General features: G+C 50.9%; 15 protein-coding genes. 12 read left to right on the forward strand and 3 right to left on the reverse strand.

Annotation, left to right across the window (positions count from 1 at the left end):
• Positions 1 to 353: 353 nt before the first annotated feature.
• The gene (gene mnmA, locus O4H47_RS14715; protein ID WP_269394772.1) at positions 354 to 1,496 is read right to left on the reverse strand and encodes a tRNA 2-thiouridine(34) synthase MnmA; all 1,143 of its coding nucleotides are present in this window, start codon (positions 1,494 to 1,496) and stop codon (positions 354 to 356) included.
• A gap of 290 nt (positions 1,497 to 1,786) precedes the next feature.
• On the opposite strand from mnmA, the gene O4H47_RS14720 reads away from it, so the two are divergent.
• Together O4H47_RS14720 and O4H47_RS14725 are read left to right on the forward strand one after the other, a co-directional pair.
• Entirely contained in the window at positions 1,787 to 3,592 is a 1,806-nt protein-coding gene (locus O4H47_RS14720) for a flagellar hook-length control protein FliK (RefSeq protein ID WP_269394773.1), read from the forward strand.
• 9 nt (positions 3,593 to 3,601) lie between these two features.
• Complete coding sequence (locus tag O4H47_RS14725) at positions 3,602 to 4,264, forward strand: flagellar hook assembly protein FlgD (RefSeq protein WP_269394774.1); 663 nt, start codon at positions 3,602 to 3,604, stop codon at positions 4,262 to 4,264.
• 21 nt (positions 4,265 to 4,285) lie between these two features.
• On the opposite strand, the gene O4H47_RS14730 is transcribed toward O4H47_RS14725, so the two are convergent.
• The gene (locus O4H47_RS14730; RefSeq protein ID WP_269394775.1) at positions 4,286 to 5,158 is read right to left on the reverse strand and encodes a DMT family transporter; all 873 of its coding nucleotides are present in this window, start codon (positions 5,156 to 5,158) and stop codon (positions 4,286 to 4,288) included.
• Positions 5,159 to 5,261: 103 nt separating this feature from the next.
• On the opposite strand from O4H47_RS14730, the gene O4H47_RS14735 reads away from it, so the two are divergent.
• The 10 genes from O4H47_RS14735 (at position 5,262) to O4H47_RS14780 (ending at position 15,723) form a co-directional block, all read left to right on the forward strand.
• Positions 5,262 to 6,668, forward strand: a complete 1,407-nt coding sequence (locus O4H47_RS14735; RefSeq protein ID WP_269394776.1) for a PLP-dependent aminotransferase family protein — start codon at positions 5,262 to 5,264, stop codon at positions 6,666 to 6,668.
• A gap of 144 nt (positions 6,669 to 6,812) precedes the next feature.
• A complete protein-coding gene (locus O4H47_RS14740) occupies positions 6,813 to 7,091 on the forward strand; it encodes a DUF1153 domain-containing protein (RefSeq protein ID WP_269394777.1) in 279 nt (92 codons plus the stop codon).
• 208 nt (positions 7,092 to 7,299) lie between these two features.
• A complete protein-coding gene (gene fliF / locus O4H47_RS14745) occupies positions 7,300 to 8,919 on the forward strand; it encodes a flagellar basal-body MS-ring/collar protein FliF (RefSeq protein WP_269394778.1) in 1,620 nt (539 codons plus the stop codon).
• A 3-nt stretch (positions 8,920 to 8,922) separates the two neighbouring features.
• Positions 8,923 to 9,984, forward strand: a complete 1,062-nt coding sequence (gene fliG, locus O4H47_RS14750) for a flagellar motor switch protein FliG (RefSeq protein ID WP_269394779.1) — start codon at positions 8,923 to 8,925, stop codon at positions 9,982 to 9,984.
• Complete coding sequence (locus O4H47_RS14755) at positions 9,984 to 10,670, forward strand: FliH/SctL family protein (RefSeq protein WP_269394780.1); 687 nt, start codon at positions 9,984 to 9,986, stop codon at positions 10,668 to 10,670. The genes fliG and O4H47_RS14755 overlap by 1 nt, the downstream gene beginning before the upstream one ends.
• A 71-nt stretch (positions 10,671 to 10,741) precedes the next feature.
• Positions 10,742 to 11,029 (forward strand): flagellar motor switch protein FliN, encoded by a 288-nt coding sequence (gene fliN / locus O4H47_RS14760; RefSeq protein WP_269394980.1) that lies wholly within the window; start codon positions 10,742 to 10,744, stop codon positions 11,027 to 11,029.
• Between the two features lie 33 nt (positions 11,030 to 11,062).
• The gene (locus tag O4H47_RS14765; protein ID WP_269394781.1) at positions 11,063 to 12,436 is read left to right on the forward strand and encodes a sigma-54-dependent transcriptional regulator; all 1,374 of its coding nucleotides are present in this window, start codon (positions 11,063 to 11,065) and stop codon (positions 12,434 to 12,436) included.
• Positions 12,437 to 12,453: 17 nt separating this feature from the next.
• On the forward strand, positions 12,454 to 14,592 hold the full coding sequence (flhA, locus tag O4H47_RS14770; RefSeq protein WP_269394782.1) for a flagellar biosynthesis protein FlhA: 2,139 nt from the start codon (positions 12,454 to 12,456) through the stop codon (positions 14,590 to 14,592).
• A complete protein-coding gene (locus O4H47_RS14775; protein WP_269394783.1) occupies positions 14,593 to 14,967 on the forward strand; it encodes a GFA family protein in 375 nt (124 codons plus the stop codon). It abuts the gene before it with no gap.
• 15 nt (positions 14,968 to 14,982) lie between these two features.
• Positions 14,983 to 15,723 carry a class I SAM-dependent methyltransferase gene (locus O4H47_RS14780; RefSeq protein WP_269394784.1) on the forward strand — a complete coding sequence of 247 codons (741 nt, stop codon included), beginning with the start codon at positions 14,983 to 14,985 and terminating at the stop codon, positions 15,721 to 15,723.
• Positions 15,724 to 15,725: 2 nt separating this feature from the next.
• Here the strand turns inward: O4H47_RS14780 and O4H47_RS14785 are convergent, their stop codons facing one another.
• The gene (locus O4H47_RS14785) at positions 15,726 to 16,409 is read right to left on the reverse strand and encodes a formylglycine-generating enzyme family protein (RefSeq protein ID WP_269394785.1); all 684 of its coding nucleotides are present in this window, start codon (positions 16,407 to 16,409) and stop codon (positions 15,726 to 15,728) included.
• Positions 16,410 to 16,426 lie beyond the last annotated feature (17 nt).

Here is a 16,426-nt window from a genome sequence, read left to right on the forward strand (position 1 = left end):
TGGCGCGAGACATTGAATTGTCTCTACACATATTCTTCTAGCGCTTAACAGAGCCATTCACTGTCTCGCGCGTCGCAAATATTATCCCTTCGCATGGAAACATGGCGAAGGTGTTGGTGTTTGGGATAACGAAAAGCCATAGTGATAAAGCCATCCCCCCACCCTTAATCCCTCCCCACCAGGGTCATCCCTGCGTAGGCCGGAGCGGCGCGAGCATGGAAAATGCATTGCACAATGGGGCACCAACAGGCGGGGGTGCCGGGGTAATGAGCGCAGCGCATGACGGCGGCGTGAAAAAACCGCCCAATCTCCCTCCCCCTGGTGGGGAGGGATTTAGGGTGGGGTGACAAACGCTAAGCGGCCTTGGCGCTCACCGCTTCTGAAATCCAACCGCCACCTAGAACTTCGGTATTGGGACTGTCATCTGCGTAAAACACACAAGCCTGCCCCGGCGAAACGCCATGCTCTCCGCCCACTAATTCCACCTCAACAATGCCATCCACAACGCTCAAGCGTGCAGGCTGTGGTGGGCGAGTTGAGCGAACCTTCGCTTCAATTTCAATCGGGCCGTCGCGTTCAATATCTGCGAGAGACTTTGCGCCAAGCCAATTCACTTGCTTCAACCGCACCGACCGGGTGGCCAAAGCTTCATATGGACCCACTATGACTTGTTTCGTGTCTGGATCCAATTTGACCACATACAAAGGGTCGGGCGCAGAAATGCCCAGGCCTTTTCGTTGTCCAATCGTATAATGGATGATGCCCTTATGCTCGCCCAAAACCCGGCCATCCAAATGCACGATTTCGCCGCCCTCCATTGCATCGGGCCGAAGTTTGGCGATGATTTGCGCATAATTGCCGTTTGGCACAAAACAAATGTCTTGGCTATCGCTTTTCTCGGCGACCACCAAACCCATATCCCGGGCAATATCACGCACCGCATCCTTGGTCATGCCACCCAATGGAAAGCGCAAATAATCCAACTGCTCTTGATCTGTGGCAAACAGAAAATAGCTTTGATCGCGCGCGTGATCGTTTGGGCGGAACATGCCCCAGCGGCCATCCTTTTCAAGCGATTGAATATAGTGACCCGTCACCAAAACATCAGCGCCAAGCTCTTTCGAAACACGCATAAGATCGACAAACTTCACAGTTTGATTGCACTTCACGCAAGGGATTGGAGTTTCACCACGCACATAACTGTTTGCAAAATCATCAATCACCGCCTCACGGAACCGGCTTTCGTAATCGAGCACATAATGGGGAATACCAATAGCTGCCGCCACCCGGCGGGCGTCATGAATATCTTGACCCGCGCAACACGCACCTTTGCGGTGCATGGCTTCGCCATGATCATAAAGTTGGAGGGTTACGCCAAGGGTCTCATATCCCTCTTGCGCCATAAGTCCTGCCACAACAGAACTGTCCACGCCACCAGACATCGCCACCACAACGCGGGTGTCCTCGGGGCGCTTGTTTATTCCAAGCGAATTCATTTTTTTCTCCATCCAAATTGGGGTTAAGGGCCAACGGATGGGGCGATTTACCAACTTTGGCGACGAAAAACAACGGTTTTTGCTATTCTTGAGATTACTAACATCGGCATTTTCTGCCCCCTGCCACGCAAAACTTGCCCTTCCCAACACAATTTCTCAAGCAAAGATAAATGCAAAACTGACCAACCAACTGAATTTACTGACATATCTCAAAAGCCAAAAACTGGCCCGCTACTTGCATAAATGTGGGTGGACACATGTCACAAGTTTCGATGAGTGGGTAAAAAAACGTGCAATTTGGTTTATCAGCAACGGCGAGTTTTCCAGGCTTTGATCTGGCAGGCGAAATAACGACCAGTACCAATGGTGCAAAACCTGGCCAGCCCGGCGAAGGCGGAACAGGCTTTGAAGCGCTCTTGGCCGCACTTGTTGGTGGCAACGCCAACAGTCCAACCACGCTCAACATCAAAGAATTGAACGTTGATGGAGTGTCCCCAGAAAGTCAGGACATTATCGATGCTTTGGCCGGAATGGCCGAAGCCTTGGTACCGCTGGCAAACGCATTTGACAAACTGCAGATCCCGACAACCGAGCAGCTAAATCAAGCACAAGCGGCTCTGGGCAAACTTGTACAAAGCATCAACGCACATCCGAACCGCCCAGAATTGTCCATCAAGGGTCCCATAGGCTCGTTTGCTGCACAATTGTCTCAGCTGCAAAAAGCGGGCAATGATGCGAACAAAGAAGGCCTCAGCGATTTTGCCAAAGTTGGCAATCTGATGGAAAGGCTAGACAAACTTTTAAGCCAGATGACGGGCGCAGCACCGAACCCAGGCCAAGACGGAACTGGTGAAAAGTCGGCTCTAAGCATTCATCAAATGGTGGATCGGCTTAATCAATTGGCACAAAAGCTGCCCGCATTGTCGGCACAATTCAGGGGCCAACTATCATTTGGAAATTCCATTCTTGAGGCGCAAACATCAAACGAACAGAAAACAATATTTGCGGCCGGTCAAGCTGATGAGCTCCGTGAGCCAGCGCCGGAAAGACAACAAGCTAGCACACCGGCTATCAAACTTGGCACAGTCGACGGATCCACGCCTAAAACCCAGACAGCAAATCTGAACGTTACCCCCCTTACACAAAATGGCTTGACTGCACAAAAGCAAGCCATCTCAGGTGCACCGCTACCAACACCTCAACAATCAACAACACTGCCCACAGGTGATCAAACAACGCTTCAACAAGTTACCGCCGGCACCCAGTCGACCACACCAGTGCCAACGAACAGCCAAGACGGGGCTGAGCCCGACGTGTTGGCCCAATTGGCCACGCTTGGACAACAGCAAAATACAGAAGCGAAAAAACTGCAGAACGCCCCCTCAACTGCTACATTTTCTGACGCACTTGCCAATGATGAAGGTACAGACGCGCAACTACCCCGCATGACTTTTGCTCAGGCAACGCGCGAAGCAAATCTGCAGGCCAACAACGCTTATCCTGAAGCAAACCGGCAAGCACTTGCTGCGGCAGCGACAGCGCCATTGCCCACAGAGTTAGACGCCGTTGAAACCGGCACCGAGAAGCTGTTGGCACAACATAAGATTGACACTTTCCAGCAGCAAACCAATCTAATCGATGCAGCGAAAAGTCAAACAGCTGGACGCCAAGTCAACATACCGGGCGTTGCATTTGAAATAGTCCGCCAATTCCGCGCTGGCATGCAGCGATTTGAAGTTCGATTGGACCCACCTGAGATGGGGCGAATTGACGTGCGCATGGAAGTTGACGGCAATAATGTTACAGCCCGAATGGTCGTTGAACGCGCAGAGACACTAGATCTCCTGCAACGCGACGCCCGTGTGCTTGAGCGCGCATTGCAGCAGGCAGGGCTAAATGCTGAGCGTGCAAACTTACAATTCTCACTCAAGCAAGATGGGCAGAGCGCGGGCCAAAACTTCCAAAATCAAGGACGTGAGCAAAACACGTCAAAATCCGCCGCACTTGATGCTTCAATTGAAGAACAAACTCGACTAAGCGAAACCACTATTTATCGCGGAACAACTGGCCCTGGCGGCCTCAATTTATGGGTTTAGGAGCTTAAAATGGAACTCGCACCATCGAGTGGCATTGGCGCCACAAAGTCTGAACTCGCAAGCTCTCGCAAAACCATTGCGGGTAACTTCAACACGTTTCTGAGCATCCTAACCACCCAACTCAAAAACCAAAACCCGCTCGACCCGATGGACACCAATCAGTTCACTTCGCAAATGGTGGAGTTTACAGGTGTTGAACAACAGCTAAAAACCAACGAGTATTTGGAAGCGCTGATTAAAGCAAATGAAGGTGCCTTTGCCTCTCAGGCAGTTTCCTATATCGGAAAAGCCGTCACTGCTTTTGGTGACAGCGCAGACCTTAAGGACGGCAAGGCTGAGTGGACTTACGGTCTAACGTCTGACGCGCCAGAGAGCAAAGTGACCATCAAAAACTCAGCTGGCGCAATTGTTTATACAGACGACGTGGCTATGACCCAAGGTGAACACACCTACACCTGGGACGGCAAGGGACCGGACGGTGCATCGTTGCCCGAAGGGCGATATAGCATCGATATTGAAGCTAAAAACGCCGATGGTAAGATCATCGACAATTACACAATGACCAAAGGAATTGTTGAAACTGTCGACTTTGCAGGATCGGAACCAATTCTTGTAATCAACGGCAACAAAGTCAAACTGTCGTCAGTCGCCAAGGTTGGTCTGGCCAGTTAGACCAATAGCCAAGTCTCGATTTCACACTGATTTACCACTAAACCGTCGCGCACCTGCCACACAGGCGACCACGAGCACACTGACAGCAATCATTTGCCAGTGTACCTGCTCTTGCATAATCGTTGCGGCCAACATCAACCCCATAAACGGTTGAAGCAATTGCAACTGGCTGATCGCTGTTACCCCGCCCAACGCCAATCCCCGATACCAGAAAACAAATCCAATTAGCATGCTAAAAACCGACACATAGGCAAGTGCGGTCCATTCATCCAGCTGCACATGAGCAACTGATGTGGGCATTGTCCAAACAGCGAGTGGCGCCATAACAGGCAAAGAGATGACCAAGGACCAAGAAATAACTTGCCAGCCGCCCAATCGGCGAGACAACTTTGCGCCTTGCGCATAGCCTAAACCACATACAATTATGGCAGCCACCATCAACAAATCCCCGTACCAAGAACCACTTCCGCCTTGCGACAGCGCAAATCCAGCCACCAACACACTTCCCAATATGGAGAAGAGCCAAAAAGCGGGTTGAGGCTTTTCGCCCCCCAAAACCACACCAAAAATTGCCGTTGAAAGTGGCAGCAGCCCGATGAACACAATGGATCGAGCCGAATTGATGTGCTGCAATGCCAAGGCTGTGAGCAGCGGAAAACCAACGACAACGCCAACAGCCACTATTGCTAGATTTAAGTAGTCCTTCCTCAATGGACGAGAGGCACCTAATCCCAATAACAAGCCCACTCCAAGCAAGCCCGCAATAGTGGCGCGCACCAAGGTGAGAAAAACCGGGTCAAACGCCCCAACAGCAATACGTGTTGCAGGCAGAGACCCACTAAAAATCATCACCCCAAGCAAACCAAGAACAAATCCATTTTCCCAAAATCGCATAACCTACTCCTATGCGATCCATTTTGCCCAACTTCCCCATTGCTTCGCCAGCCACAGTTCAGTACAGTTTGAGTAAAGTGTATTGATCACAAAGGCAGAACAGATGCCCCAGAACCACACCGCTTCAATCCCTTTGGTTGAAAAGGTAATGCAAGAAATCCATAAACGCATTTCCAGTCGCAAAGCCTTATCGGGGAGCAAGTTGCCATCCGTTCGAGATATGGCGAATAAAATGCAAGTGTCCAAATCCACCGTGGTTGACGCCTATGATCGGCTGGTGGCGCAGGGTGTAATATTTTCAAAACCAGGATCTGGATTCTATGCCTCAGCACAGGCGCATCCATTTTCAGTTGCAGATGCGGGGCCAAAGCTTGATCGCGACATCGACCCACTATGGCTAACAAGACATGCGCTTGAACCCCAAGATGCAAAATTTAAGCCGGGCTGCGGGTGGCTACCTTCACACTGGATGCCCGAAGATGAGATCAAAAAATCCCTACGCAACTTGGCGCGCGCAAACCATGCAGACTTAACTGAATATGCGCCCCCAAAAGGATTGCCCGCTTTGCGCGATTACCTGGCGCGACGATTGAGCAACTCTGACATTCAAGCATCGGCACAACAAATCATCATCACTGAATCTGGCACACAAGCCCTAGATCTGATTTGTCGCTTTCTGATCAATCCGGGCGACGTGGTACTGGTCGACGACCCATGCTATTTCAACTTTCATTCATTGTTGCGTGTGCATCGCGCAAACATTGTCAGCGTGCCCTATACCCCATCAGGACCGGACCTAGAGCAGTTTGAAAAGATCCTTTCAACACACGCACCTCGGCTCTACATTACCAATTCAGCGCTGCACAACCCAACCGGGGCAACACTTGCACCACACGTGGCCCATCGCCTTCTCAAAATAGCGGATCAACACAATCTCTTGATCGTTGAAGACGACATTTTCGCTGATTTCGAGTTAGAGCCGGCAACACGTCTTGCCGCGTTTGATGGTCTGGACCGTGTTTTGCACATAGGCAGCTTTTCCAAAACCCTAACCGCTTCTATTCGATGTGGATATATCGCAGCGCGTTCTGACTGGATTGAGGAGCTTGTGGACCTAAAACTTGCAACATCATTTGGCGGCGCAAACCTATCGGCCCAACTGGTCCATTCTGTGCTTATGGATGGCTCATACCGAAAACACATGAATCGTGTGCGGGGAAAACTGGCAGATGCAAGAACAGTCGTTAGCGCAAACCTTAAAAGAATCGGGTTGGTCCCATGGATCGAACCTGAAGCTGGGATGTTCTTGTGGTGCAAATTGCCAAATGGGTTGGATGCGGCAAAAGTTGCCGACGCTGGCATGAAACTTGGCATTGTGCTCGCGCCCGGAAACGCCTTTAGCCTATCTCAATCCGCACCCGAGTTTATGCGCATCAATGTCGCCCAAAGCACACACGCACATGTCTTTCCCCTTATTGAGCAGGCCATGGCGATTTCAACGATCAAATGACGCGCAAAATGCGCTCCCCACCTCACTCTCCTTAATTCTTTAACAAACACCCTTAACCAATTCTAACCATTGGCTTAGTCAAATTTTAAGGCTGGTACGCTAGGTTATAAACATAATTGGTCAGGTTTTTGAGTAGTGAGTAGAATGACCGCACAGATGCGTCCACGAGTAAAATATGTAATTGGTCCAGATGGCAGCCCTCTAACGATTGCTGATCTGCCACCAACAAACACCAGAAGATGGGTAATCCGCCGCAAGGCTGAGGTTGTTGCCGCAGTTCGTGGAGGATTGTTGAGCCTTGAAGAGGCCTGCACCCGGTACACGTTAAGCGTCGATGAGTTCCTTAACTGGCAAGCGGCCATCGACAAGCATGGCCTAGCAGGCCTGCGCACCACATGGGTTCAACATTACCGCGACCATTAAGTCGCTGAACCCAAATCACTTTTGCAGTATGAGTTAAATAGCCCGCGTTTATCGCGGGCTTTTTCGTGATCGGCACATTTTTCCCCACAAAACGCCCCTTTTGCATCAAAGATTAACACTATGTTTACCACCTCCTAGGTAATTTTTGCCTAGCGGGATGTTTCCCGCGTTTTCGATTGGGAATCAATATTTTGAGTTGGGTGGAAGAGTGAACGGATTTGGCGAGTTTCTGGCGCGGTTGGGCATAGCCCGAGTTGCTGCCATGGCCGTAACAGCGGTGCTGATGGTTGGATTCTTTGGGTTTCTGATTTTCAGGGTCACATCTCCGCAAATGGCCCCGGTTTATTCTGGACTTGAATTTGAGGATTCGGCTGCCATCGTCAAAGAACTGCGCACCATGGGCGTGCAATTTGAGATCAAAGGTGACGGCGAAAGCATTTTGGTGCCACGTGACCAGATCACCACAATCCGCATGAGCTTGGCTGAAAGCGGTTTACCCAACAAAGGCCAAGTGGGTTACGAAATTTTTGACCAACAAAACACCCTTGGCGCCACAAGCTTTGTACAAAACCTCAATCACTTGCGCGCCCTTGAAGGCGAATTGGCCCGCACGATTTCATCCCTCACCCGTGTCAAATCTGCCCGCGTTCACTTGGTTTTGCCAGAACGCGAATTGTTTCGCCGTGAAGCAAAACAACCCTCGGCTTCAATCGTTCTTGAAGTTCGTGGTGTTCTTTCAGCTGGCGAAATTCGCTCAGTGCAGCACTTGGTCGCTTCAGCGGTCGATAGTCTTACCCCAAACATGGTGTCCATTGTAGATAGCGCGGGGCAATTGCTCGCTTCAGGTTCTGACGGCCAAGAAAGCGCGCTCACAGCAATTGGTGAGGAGCGCACATTGGCAATGGAAACGCGCCTGCGTACGCGACTTGAGCAATTGTTGTCTAATGTGGTCGGCGCAGGCCGTGCACGTGTACAGGTGAGTGCAGAACTCGATATGAATCGCTTCACACGCACGTCTGAAAGCTTTGATCCAAACGGCCAAGTTGTGCGTTCAGCACAAACCCGAGAACTCAACAACAACTCACAAGGTGCAGCAAACGGCGGCCAAGTGAGTGTGGCCAATGAGTTGCCCGGCGCGACCGCCAACCAAGGCGATGGCGCAGGTGCCTCAGAACAATCCGCCACCACAGAAGAAACCATCAACTATGAGATTTCAAAGACCACCCAGACGGAAGTTGTCGAAGCGGGTGCCGTCAAGCGCTTGTCAGTGGCAGTGGTTGTTGACGGACTTTACGTAACCAACGCGGATGGCGTTGCAGAATATACCGCACGCTCCGCCGCGGAAATCGAGCAAATCCGCTCACTTGTGAACTCAGCCATAGGCTATGACCAAACCCGCGGCGACCAGGTTGAAGTTCTCAACATGCAGTTCGCTGAACGTCCAGAACTCAACTTTGAACCAAGCGAAGCTGGCCTATTTGACTTTACACGCGATGACCTGTTTGCAGCAGTTGAGATGGCCGTAACCTTGCTTATCGGCCTAGCACTTGTGTTCTTCGTTATGCGCCCATTGGTCAAAAAAGTTCTTGAACCCGATGAAGCTCCAATGCTGGTGACCGCGCAAGAGGCTGTGGATGCTGAGGGCAACGCCGTAGGTGATTTGGCCGCAAAATCTCCCGAAGAGGAAGCGCGAGAAGCTTGGCTTGACGATGCACGCAGCCTCGGCAAAGCGCAAATTGAAGCCATTGAACGGGTGGGCACGCTCGTACAGGAAAACCCAAAACAAGCTTCAATGATTATCCGTAACTGGCTTTTGGAGGCGGCGTAAACCATGGCCAATGAAGTTGCAAAAGAAGGCATTGGCCAACAATTAGAAGTTGGAGAAGCCGCAAAAGATCGAGAGCTGCAAGGCGACGAACGCGCTGCGGTGGTGTTGATGGCGCTCGGTCCGGGTTACGGAAAACCGATTTTTGAAGAGTTAGACGACATTGAAATCCGTCAACTGTCGCGCGCCATGTCCAATATGGGTGCAGTCACACAAGACATGCTCGACAAAATCTTCGCCCAATTCGTTATGGGTGTCACCACCAATGGCGACCTAAATGGCTCGGTAGATTCAACAGAACGGCTCCTTCTCTCATTTATGCCCAAAGACCGGGTAGAAATGATCATGGAAGAAATTCGCGGCCCAGCTGGCCGCAACATTTGGGAAAAACTCTCAAACGTTCAAGAAGACATTTTGGCGAGTTTTCTCAAAAACGAATATCCACAAACCATTTCGGTCGTCTTGACCAAACTCGCGACAGACCACGCCTCTCGCGTGTTGGGCAGCCTGCCTGAAGAACTGGCCATGGACGTTGTTCAGCGCATGTTGGCAATTGAGCCCGTACAAAAAGAAATTGTTGAAAAAATCGAAGACACGCTCCGCAAAGAGTTTATGTCGACCCTCTCGCACACCCGACGCCGTGATAGTCACGAGCAAATGGCGGATATTTTCAACGCCTTTGACCGCCAAACAGAAGCGCGCTTTCTCACCAATTTGGAAGAACGCGACATTGAAGCGGCTGAGCGTATTAAATCACTGATGTTCACCTTCGATGACCTAGGCAACTTGGACGGCACCGCCATTCAAACCGTGTTGCAATCGATCGAAAAACCAATGCTTACATTGGGTCTCAAAGGCGCTTCAGATTCTACAAAAGATCTGTTCTTGAAAAACATGTCAGCCCGCGCCGCCAAAATGTTGCAAGATGATATGGAAGCCATGGGTCCTGTCCGCTTGAAAGATGTGGATGAAGCCCAGTCTGCCATGGTCAACCTTGCCAAAGACCTTGCAGCCAAGGGTGAAATTGTGATCACCAAAAACGGCTCCGACGAAGAAATGATTGGCTAATGACCAAACCCGCCAAATTCACATTTGATCTCGACTTAGCCAGAACATCGGCCAAGACGAAACTTATGGAAGAAAAGGATCTTGATCTGCTGATCGCCCAAGCGCGCGAGCAAGGTTTCAATGAGGGTTTGGAACAGGGCCAACAATCCGTCTTGAGTGAAACCAACCGTCAAATTGCCGCGGCAACTGAACAACTTGCGAACCGATCCGCCGATTTTCTCAAAACATTGGACAATGCCCAGAAACATCATTTAGCCCAGTCAACAAAACTGGCGGCAACCATTGGCCACAAATTGGCAGCTCATCTGGTTGAACACAATCCAACTCCAGAGATCACAGCCCTTTTGGAGGATTGCCTCGCCTCGTTAGGCAGCACCGCCCATCTGGTGATCCGCTGCAATGATCAGCTTTCAGATCAGATTAAACCCATTACTGAACAATTGGCTCACCAGGCCGGTTTTGATGGTCGATTGATCATCATGGGCGAACCAGAATTTGCCTTGGGTGACTGTCGCATCGAATGGTCTGATGGCGGACTTGCCCGAAATTTTGAAAATCTGGCACAAGAGATCGACCAAAAGGTAATGCAATTCGTCTCTCAAAAAACACCAAAGGTTGCGCCACTGGATGACCTACCAGCTGACGACGCAACCCAAACACCAAATCATCCAGAGGAAATCCAATGAGCGACACCGATGACCCTTCTGTCGTAATCCCGGACGACGGTCTAGCGTCCATGCTGGACGGCCTAGAAGAAATGGAAGCACAAGAAAAGCCAAAGTCATCAGACGGCGGCGAAAGAACGGCTGACGATCTTGAGGCCGTTTTTGATGTACCTGTGCGTATTTCGGCCGTGCTAGGCCGCACCAAAATGCCGGTGTCCCAACTGCTTGAAATGGATGCAGGCTCTGTTGTTGAGCTTGACCGGCAAGTTGGCGAAGCCATTGATATTTATGTGAACTCTCGTCTCGTGGCGCGCGGCGAGATTGTGCTTGTTGAAGACAAGCTCGGCATCACCATGACTGAAATCATTAAGGCTGGCTAAGCCTTGAACATTTAAGCCAGCAAGGAAAACAATATGCGTTTAATGATTATCGGAGCACTAGAGGGCCAACTCAGCCAAGCCACAAAACTGGCTATGGATGGTGGCGCAAAAGTTGCACATGCCGATACAATTGAAGTGGCGATGGCGAGCTTGCGCGCAGGACGCGGCGCGGACTTGTTGCTTGCCGACGTGATGGCCGACATTGCGGGCCTTTTGGCCGCACTTGAAGCTGAACGCATTCACATTCCTGTGGTGGCTTGTGGTACCGAAACAAATGCAGCGGCAGCGGTAAATGCCATTCGCGCTGGCGCAAAAGAATATATCCCACTCCCCCCAGACGCTGAGTTGATTGCCGCAATTATTTCAGCCGTGGCAAGGGAATCAAGTGACTTCCTTTATCGCGATCCATCCATGGCTAAATTGGTCAAATTGGCCGATCAAATCGCCCCTTCAGAAGCCAGCATATTGATTACAGGCGAGAGCGGCTCGGGAAAAGAAGTCATTGCCAAATATGTTCATGCCCGTTCAAAACGTGCATCCAAACCCTTTATCTCGATCAACTGCGCCGCTATTCCTGAAAACCTGCTGGAAAGCGAATTGTTTGGTCACGAAAAGGGGGCCTTTACCGGCGCGGTTGCCCGCCGAATTGGCAAGTTTGAAGAAGCAAATGGCGGCACATTGCTTTTGGACGAGATTTCCGAGATGGACATCCGTCTGCAAGCAAAATTACTCCGCGCCATCCAAGAGCGCATCATTGATCGGGTGGGTGGCACAAAACCAGTGCCGGTGGACATCCGCATTCTTGCCACCTCCAACCGCGATTTAGATGAGAGCGTTAAAGAGGGCCATTTCCGCGAAGATTTGCTGTTCCGCCTCAACGTGGTGAACCTTAAAATTCCCGCCCTTCGCGAACGCCCGGGTGATATTATTGCCTTGGCTGAACATTTCATCAAAAAATATGCTGTGGCCAATGGGGTGCCAGAACGCCCACTAGCAGAGGACGCACGCCAACAATTGGTCAAAGCACAATGGCCGGGCAACGTACGCGAACTGGAAAACACCCTCCACCGCGCCGTGTTGTTGGCCACAGGTGACGAGATTGATGCGGATGCAATCAGTCTACCTGACGGTTCAGGCTTAAGTGCTAATGCCCAAGATAATTCAGTAGCCGCTCAAGCTGCCAATGCAGCAGAAACAATTTCCAGAGCAATGGTGGGGCGCACTGTTGCTGAAGTTGAAAAAGAATTGATTCTGGATACGCTGGACCATTGCTTGGGCAATCGCACCCACGCTTCCAACATTTTGGGCATCTCTATTCGCACATTGCGCAACAAACTGAACCAATATGCAGATAACGGTGAACAGATTCCCGCGCCGGGTGAAAATCGCTCGTCAGGCGCAGCGTGAAAGGCAACAATGGGTAAATGAGTGACACTTCTCAAGCGCCAAGACCCAAAACTGTAAGAACTGCATCAGCGTTTCCGTCTCTGGGAAGCATGTTCGATATGTTGCGCCAAGGCGACATCGCTTTGGCCATCGGCGTTGTATCGATCCTTTTCGTTCTAATCATGCCCATGCCGGCAATTGTGTTGGATATGTTGCTGGCGATATCGATTGTATTTTCGGTGTTGATTTTGATGACCACTCTGTTCATCCGCACCCCACTTGAGTTTTCCGCCTTCCCCACGGTCCTGCTGATCGCGGCCATGATGCGTTTGGCGCTCAATTTGGCTTCCACACGGCTGATTTTGGCCAACGGGCACGCTGGCACCGATGCTGCCGGCAATGTAATTCAAGCCTTCGGCAACTTTGTCATGCAAGGCAATTTCATTATCGGGATTATCGTATTTGCCATCCTGATCATTGTGAATTTCATCGTTATCACCAAAGGCTCTGGGCGTATCGCCGAGGTTGCCGCCCGCTTTACTTTGGACGCAATGCCCGGCAAGCAAATGGCCATTGATGCGGATCTATCCGCTGGTATGATCGACGAAGAGACAGCCCGCACCCGGCGCAAAACGCTTGAGGACGAAAGCTCGTTCTTTGGGGCCATGGATGGTGCGTCCAAATTTGTGCGCGGTGATGCGATTGCAGGCCTGTTGATTACGTTCATCAACATCGCGGCGGGTATCATTATTGGTGTTGCCCAACAACAAATGTCACTTGGCGACGCGGCCAACAACTATACACTGCTCACCGTTGGCGACGGCTTGGTTTCACAAATTCCAGCGCTTGTTGTGTCAACCGCGGCTGGTCTGTTGGTGTCAAAAGCCGGTGTAACCGGGTCTGCCGATCAGGCGCTTGCAGCTCAGTTTTCTGGCTATCCACGGGCGCTCGGCATGACTGCCGGAGTGATGACCATCATGGCCATGCTGCCTGGCATGCCGATTTTGCCTTTTCTGGGCCTTGCCGCCGGGTCTGGTTACCTAGCTTTCAAATTTTCGAAAGACAAAAACGCCAAAGCTGACAATGATCTGGCAGAAATGGCCGCTAAGAAAATTGCCAAAGAAGCACCACCAAAAGATCCTCCAATCACTGACTCGCTTAAGATGGACGAGCTTAAGCTGGAACTGGGTTATGGACTTTTGTCTTTGGTGAAAGAAGATGATCAGGGCAATGATCGCTTAACCGAGCAAATCAAAGCCCTACGTCGCCAGCTGGCCACCGATATGGGCATCATTATGCCATCTGTGCGCATTCTGGATAATATGCAGCTGCAGCCAAATGACTATCTGGTGCGGATCAAAGAAGTTGAAGCGGGCCACGGCAATGTGTTCCCTGACCAATATATGGTGATGGACCCAATGGGGGGGCAAATTGACCTTCCCGGTCAACATACGATCGAGCCGACGTTTGGCCTGCCAGCTACTTGGGTTGATTCTGGCTTGCGCGATGAAGCAGAGATCAAAGGCTATACAATTGTTGATCCATCTTCGGTCATTTCTACACACCTCACCGAGGTACTCAAAACCAATGTGTCTGATCTGCTAAGCTATGCAAATGTTCAAGAACTCTTGAACAATTTGCCCGCAGAACAGCAAAAGCTGGTTGATGATATGGTCCCGAATATGGTCTCTGTATCAACCATCCAGCGGGTATTGCAGAGCCTCCTCGCCGAGCGCATTTCCATTCGCGACCTTGCCTCAATATTAGAGGGCATTGCAGAAGTTGCAGGTAACCTCACCTCCGCAAAACTGATCGCTGAACATGTACGCTCTCGTCTTGCGCGCCAATTATGCGCCGCCAACGCCGCGCCCGATGGCACCCTGCCGATAATCACACTTTCACCAGACTGGGAGCGTGACTTCACCGAGTCATTGCACGGCGAAGGCGCCGAACGGCACCTTGCCATGGCTCCATCTCGCTTGCATGAGTTCATTCAAGAAATTCAAACCGCATTTGAAAGTGCGGCCCAAATGGGCGAATTGCCCGTGTTGATCACTTCGCCACCGATCCGGCCCCATGTGCGTGCTATCGTTGAACGCTTCCGTCCACAAACCGTGGTGATGAGCCAAAATGAAATCCACCCCCGCGCACGCCTTAAAACGATAGGAAGCATCTAGATGACCATTGAAGGAAAATGCCATTGTGGTGCTGTTTCTTATCAATTTCGCGATCAACCAAAGTGGGCAACGCGCTGCAATTGCTCGATTTGCCGCCGGTTGGGCACACTATGGATTTATACGGACGCGGCCAATATCACGATCAATGCAAATGATACCAACACACTCAGCTATAGCCATGGCGACAAAGACCTAGATTTCCGCACATGCAAAACCTGCGGCACATCTATCATGTGGCAATCCACCAAGACCCCCGGCAAAGGGCGAACGGCTGTAAACCTAAACATGGCTGAACTTGACGTGATCACCAAAATTCCGGTGCGCCATTTTGACGGTGCCGATAGCTGGAAGTTCTTGGACGATCAGCCTGGCTGATAGCCGTTCTGCACTATGACGAGCCTCAATCAAGAGTATATCGATCCCGTGCTTGTTTCGCTTTATGGCGAACTCAATAGTTGGGCGCCAGACAATGATTTCTACATGGCGATGGCAGGCACGACACCAAAACGCATATTAGACGTCGGTGCGGGTATGGGCATTCAGGCCTGCGCATTGGCCAAAGCAGGCCATCGCGTTGTCGCAATAGAGCCATCCCCTCAAATGCTAAAACAAGCACAAAAAAGTATGGGCGCTGACTTGGTGCAGTGGCACCAGACTGACGCTGAAAACCTGCCATCCATAAAACCTGTCGATCTGACCATTTGCATGGGTCATGCCTTTCAAGTTTTCTTGGATCAATCCGCCGTTTCAACAGTTTTGCGAGCTATCCAAAAGACGCTAAAACCGGGTGGAGAATTCATCTTTGAAAGCCGCAACCCGTTGGCAAAGTCATGGGAAAACTGGGAGAAGAACACACACGTGCACCAAAGTCAGGCTTTTGGTGAAATAGAGTGCAAAACCACTGTCCATAGCTTTGAAAACGGGCTGCTGACTTTCGCAAATACCTACGAATTCCTGCGCAATGGCGAGACCAAAACATCGATCTCAACTTTGCGCTATTTCACCCACGATCAAATCACCCAACAACTCCGCAAAGCTGGGTTTTCAGTTAAAACCATCTATGGCGTCTGGGATCAAAGCCCATTCGCAGCTACTTCGCCAGAAATGATATTTGTAGCGGTTAAGGAATAGCCCTAACCGTTTCGCGCCAACCGAAATCCAACGTCGTCAATGCCATATGTCGGGTGGCTGCGCCTTCGGTTGGTGGCTAGGCACCCGCGCTCAGGATCATTCCATCCGCCGCCGCGAAACACGCGATAAGTGCCATAAACCTCAGCATCATAGACGTCAAAGCACCATTCCCACACATTGCCCAACATATCGAAAAGCCCGAAGGAATTGGCCTGTTTCTGCCCCACCGGGTGAGTTCTGCCCTCTGAGTTTTCTTTGTACCATGCCACATCCTCAACATCGCCATACCGAGGTTGTGCTTGACCACCCAAAGCTGCAAACTGCCATTCCGCATCAGTTGGCAAACGAAATCCATTTGCGTCTTGATTGATCAAAACGTCATCCTGATTTTCGCCCGTTGTGTAATAAGGTTGAAGCCCTTGAGCGTCTGAAAGGCTATTACAAAAGGCAATCGCATCATACCAAGAAACGTTTTCCACCGGGTGTTGATCACCAGTAAAACTTGAGGGATTGTTGCCCACAACTGATGCATAGAGTGCTTGGGTGACCTGAAACTTTGACAGACAAAAAGGCTTAAGCTCAACTTGCCATTGGCGTTGGACCCGATCGTCGCGCAAAGCGACGGCACCACCCCCAATGCGGACCATATTCGCATTGAGCATTTCCATTTTCTGAGCCTGTTTCATCACCCACCTTTAGGGCG

It is taken from the genome of Maritalea porphyrae (genome assembly GCF_027213965.1).
GTDB lineage: Bacteria > Pseudomonadota > Alphaproteobacteria > Rhizobiales > Devosiaceae > Maritalea > Maritalea porphyrae_A.

What these genes read in the sequence shown, in the direction of transcription:
- fliG (WP_269394779.1), top strand. Translation starts at nt 8,923, where the DNA reads ATGGCCAATGAAGTTGCAAAAGAAGGCATTGGCCAACAATTAGAAGTT.
- O4H47_RS14780 (WP_269394784.1), top strand. Translation starts at nt 14,983, where the DNA reads ATGACGAGCCTCAATCAAGAGTATATCGATCCCGTGCTTGTTTCGCTT.
- O4H47_RS14775 (WP_269394783.1), top strand. Translation starts at nt 14,593, where the DNA reads ATGACCATTGAAGGAAAATGCCATTGTGGTGCTGTTTCTTATCAATTT.
- O4H47_RS14755 (WP_269394780.1), top strand. Translation starts at nt 9,984, where the DNA reads ATGACCAAACCCGCCAAATTCACATTTGATCTCGACTTAGCCAGAACA.
- fliN (WP_269394980.1), top strand. Translation starts at nt 10,742, where the DNA reads ATGGAAGCACAAGAAAAGCCAAAGTCATCAGACGGCGGCGAAAGAACG.
- O4H47_RS14730 (WP_269394775.1), bottom strand. Translation starts at nt 5,158, where the DNA reads ATGCGATTTTGGGAAAATGGATTTGTTCTTGGTTTGCTTGGGGTGATG.
- mnmA (WP_269394772.1), bottom strand. Translation starts at nt 1,496, where the DNA reads ATGAATTCGCTTGGAATAAACAAGCGCCCCGAGGACACCCGCGTTGTG.
- O4H47_RS14725 (WP_269394774.1), top strand. Translation starts at nt 3,602, where the DNA reads ATGGAACTCGCACCATCGAGTGGCATTGGCGCCACAAAGTCTGAACTC.
- O4H47_RS14735 (WP_269394776.1), top strand. Translation starts at nt 5,262, where the DNA reads ATGCCCCAGAACCACACCGCTTCAATCCCTTTGGTTGAAAAGGTAATG.
- O4H47_RS14765 (WP_269394781.1), top strand. Translation starts at nt 11,063, where the DNA reads ATGCGTTTAATGATTATCGGAGCACTAGAGGGCCAACTCAGCCAAGCC.
- O4H47_RS14740 (WP_269394777.1), top strand. Translation starts at nt 6,813, where the DNA reads ATGACCGCACAGATGCGTCCACGAGTAAAATATGTAATTGGTCCAGAT.
- O4H47_RS14785 (WP_269394785.1), bottom strand. Translation starts at nt 16,409, where the DNA reads ATGAAACAGGCTCAGAAAATGGAAATGCTCAATGCGAATATGGTCCGC.
- flhA (WP_269394782.1), top strand. Translation starts at nt 12,454, where the DNA reads ATGAGTGACACTTCTCAAGCGCCAAGACCCAAAACTGTAAGAACTGCA.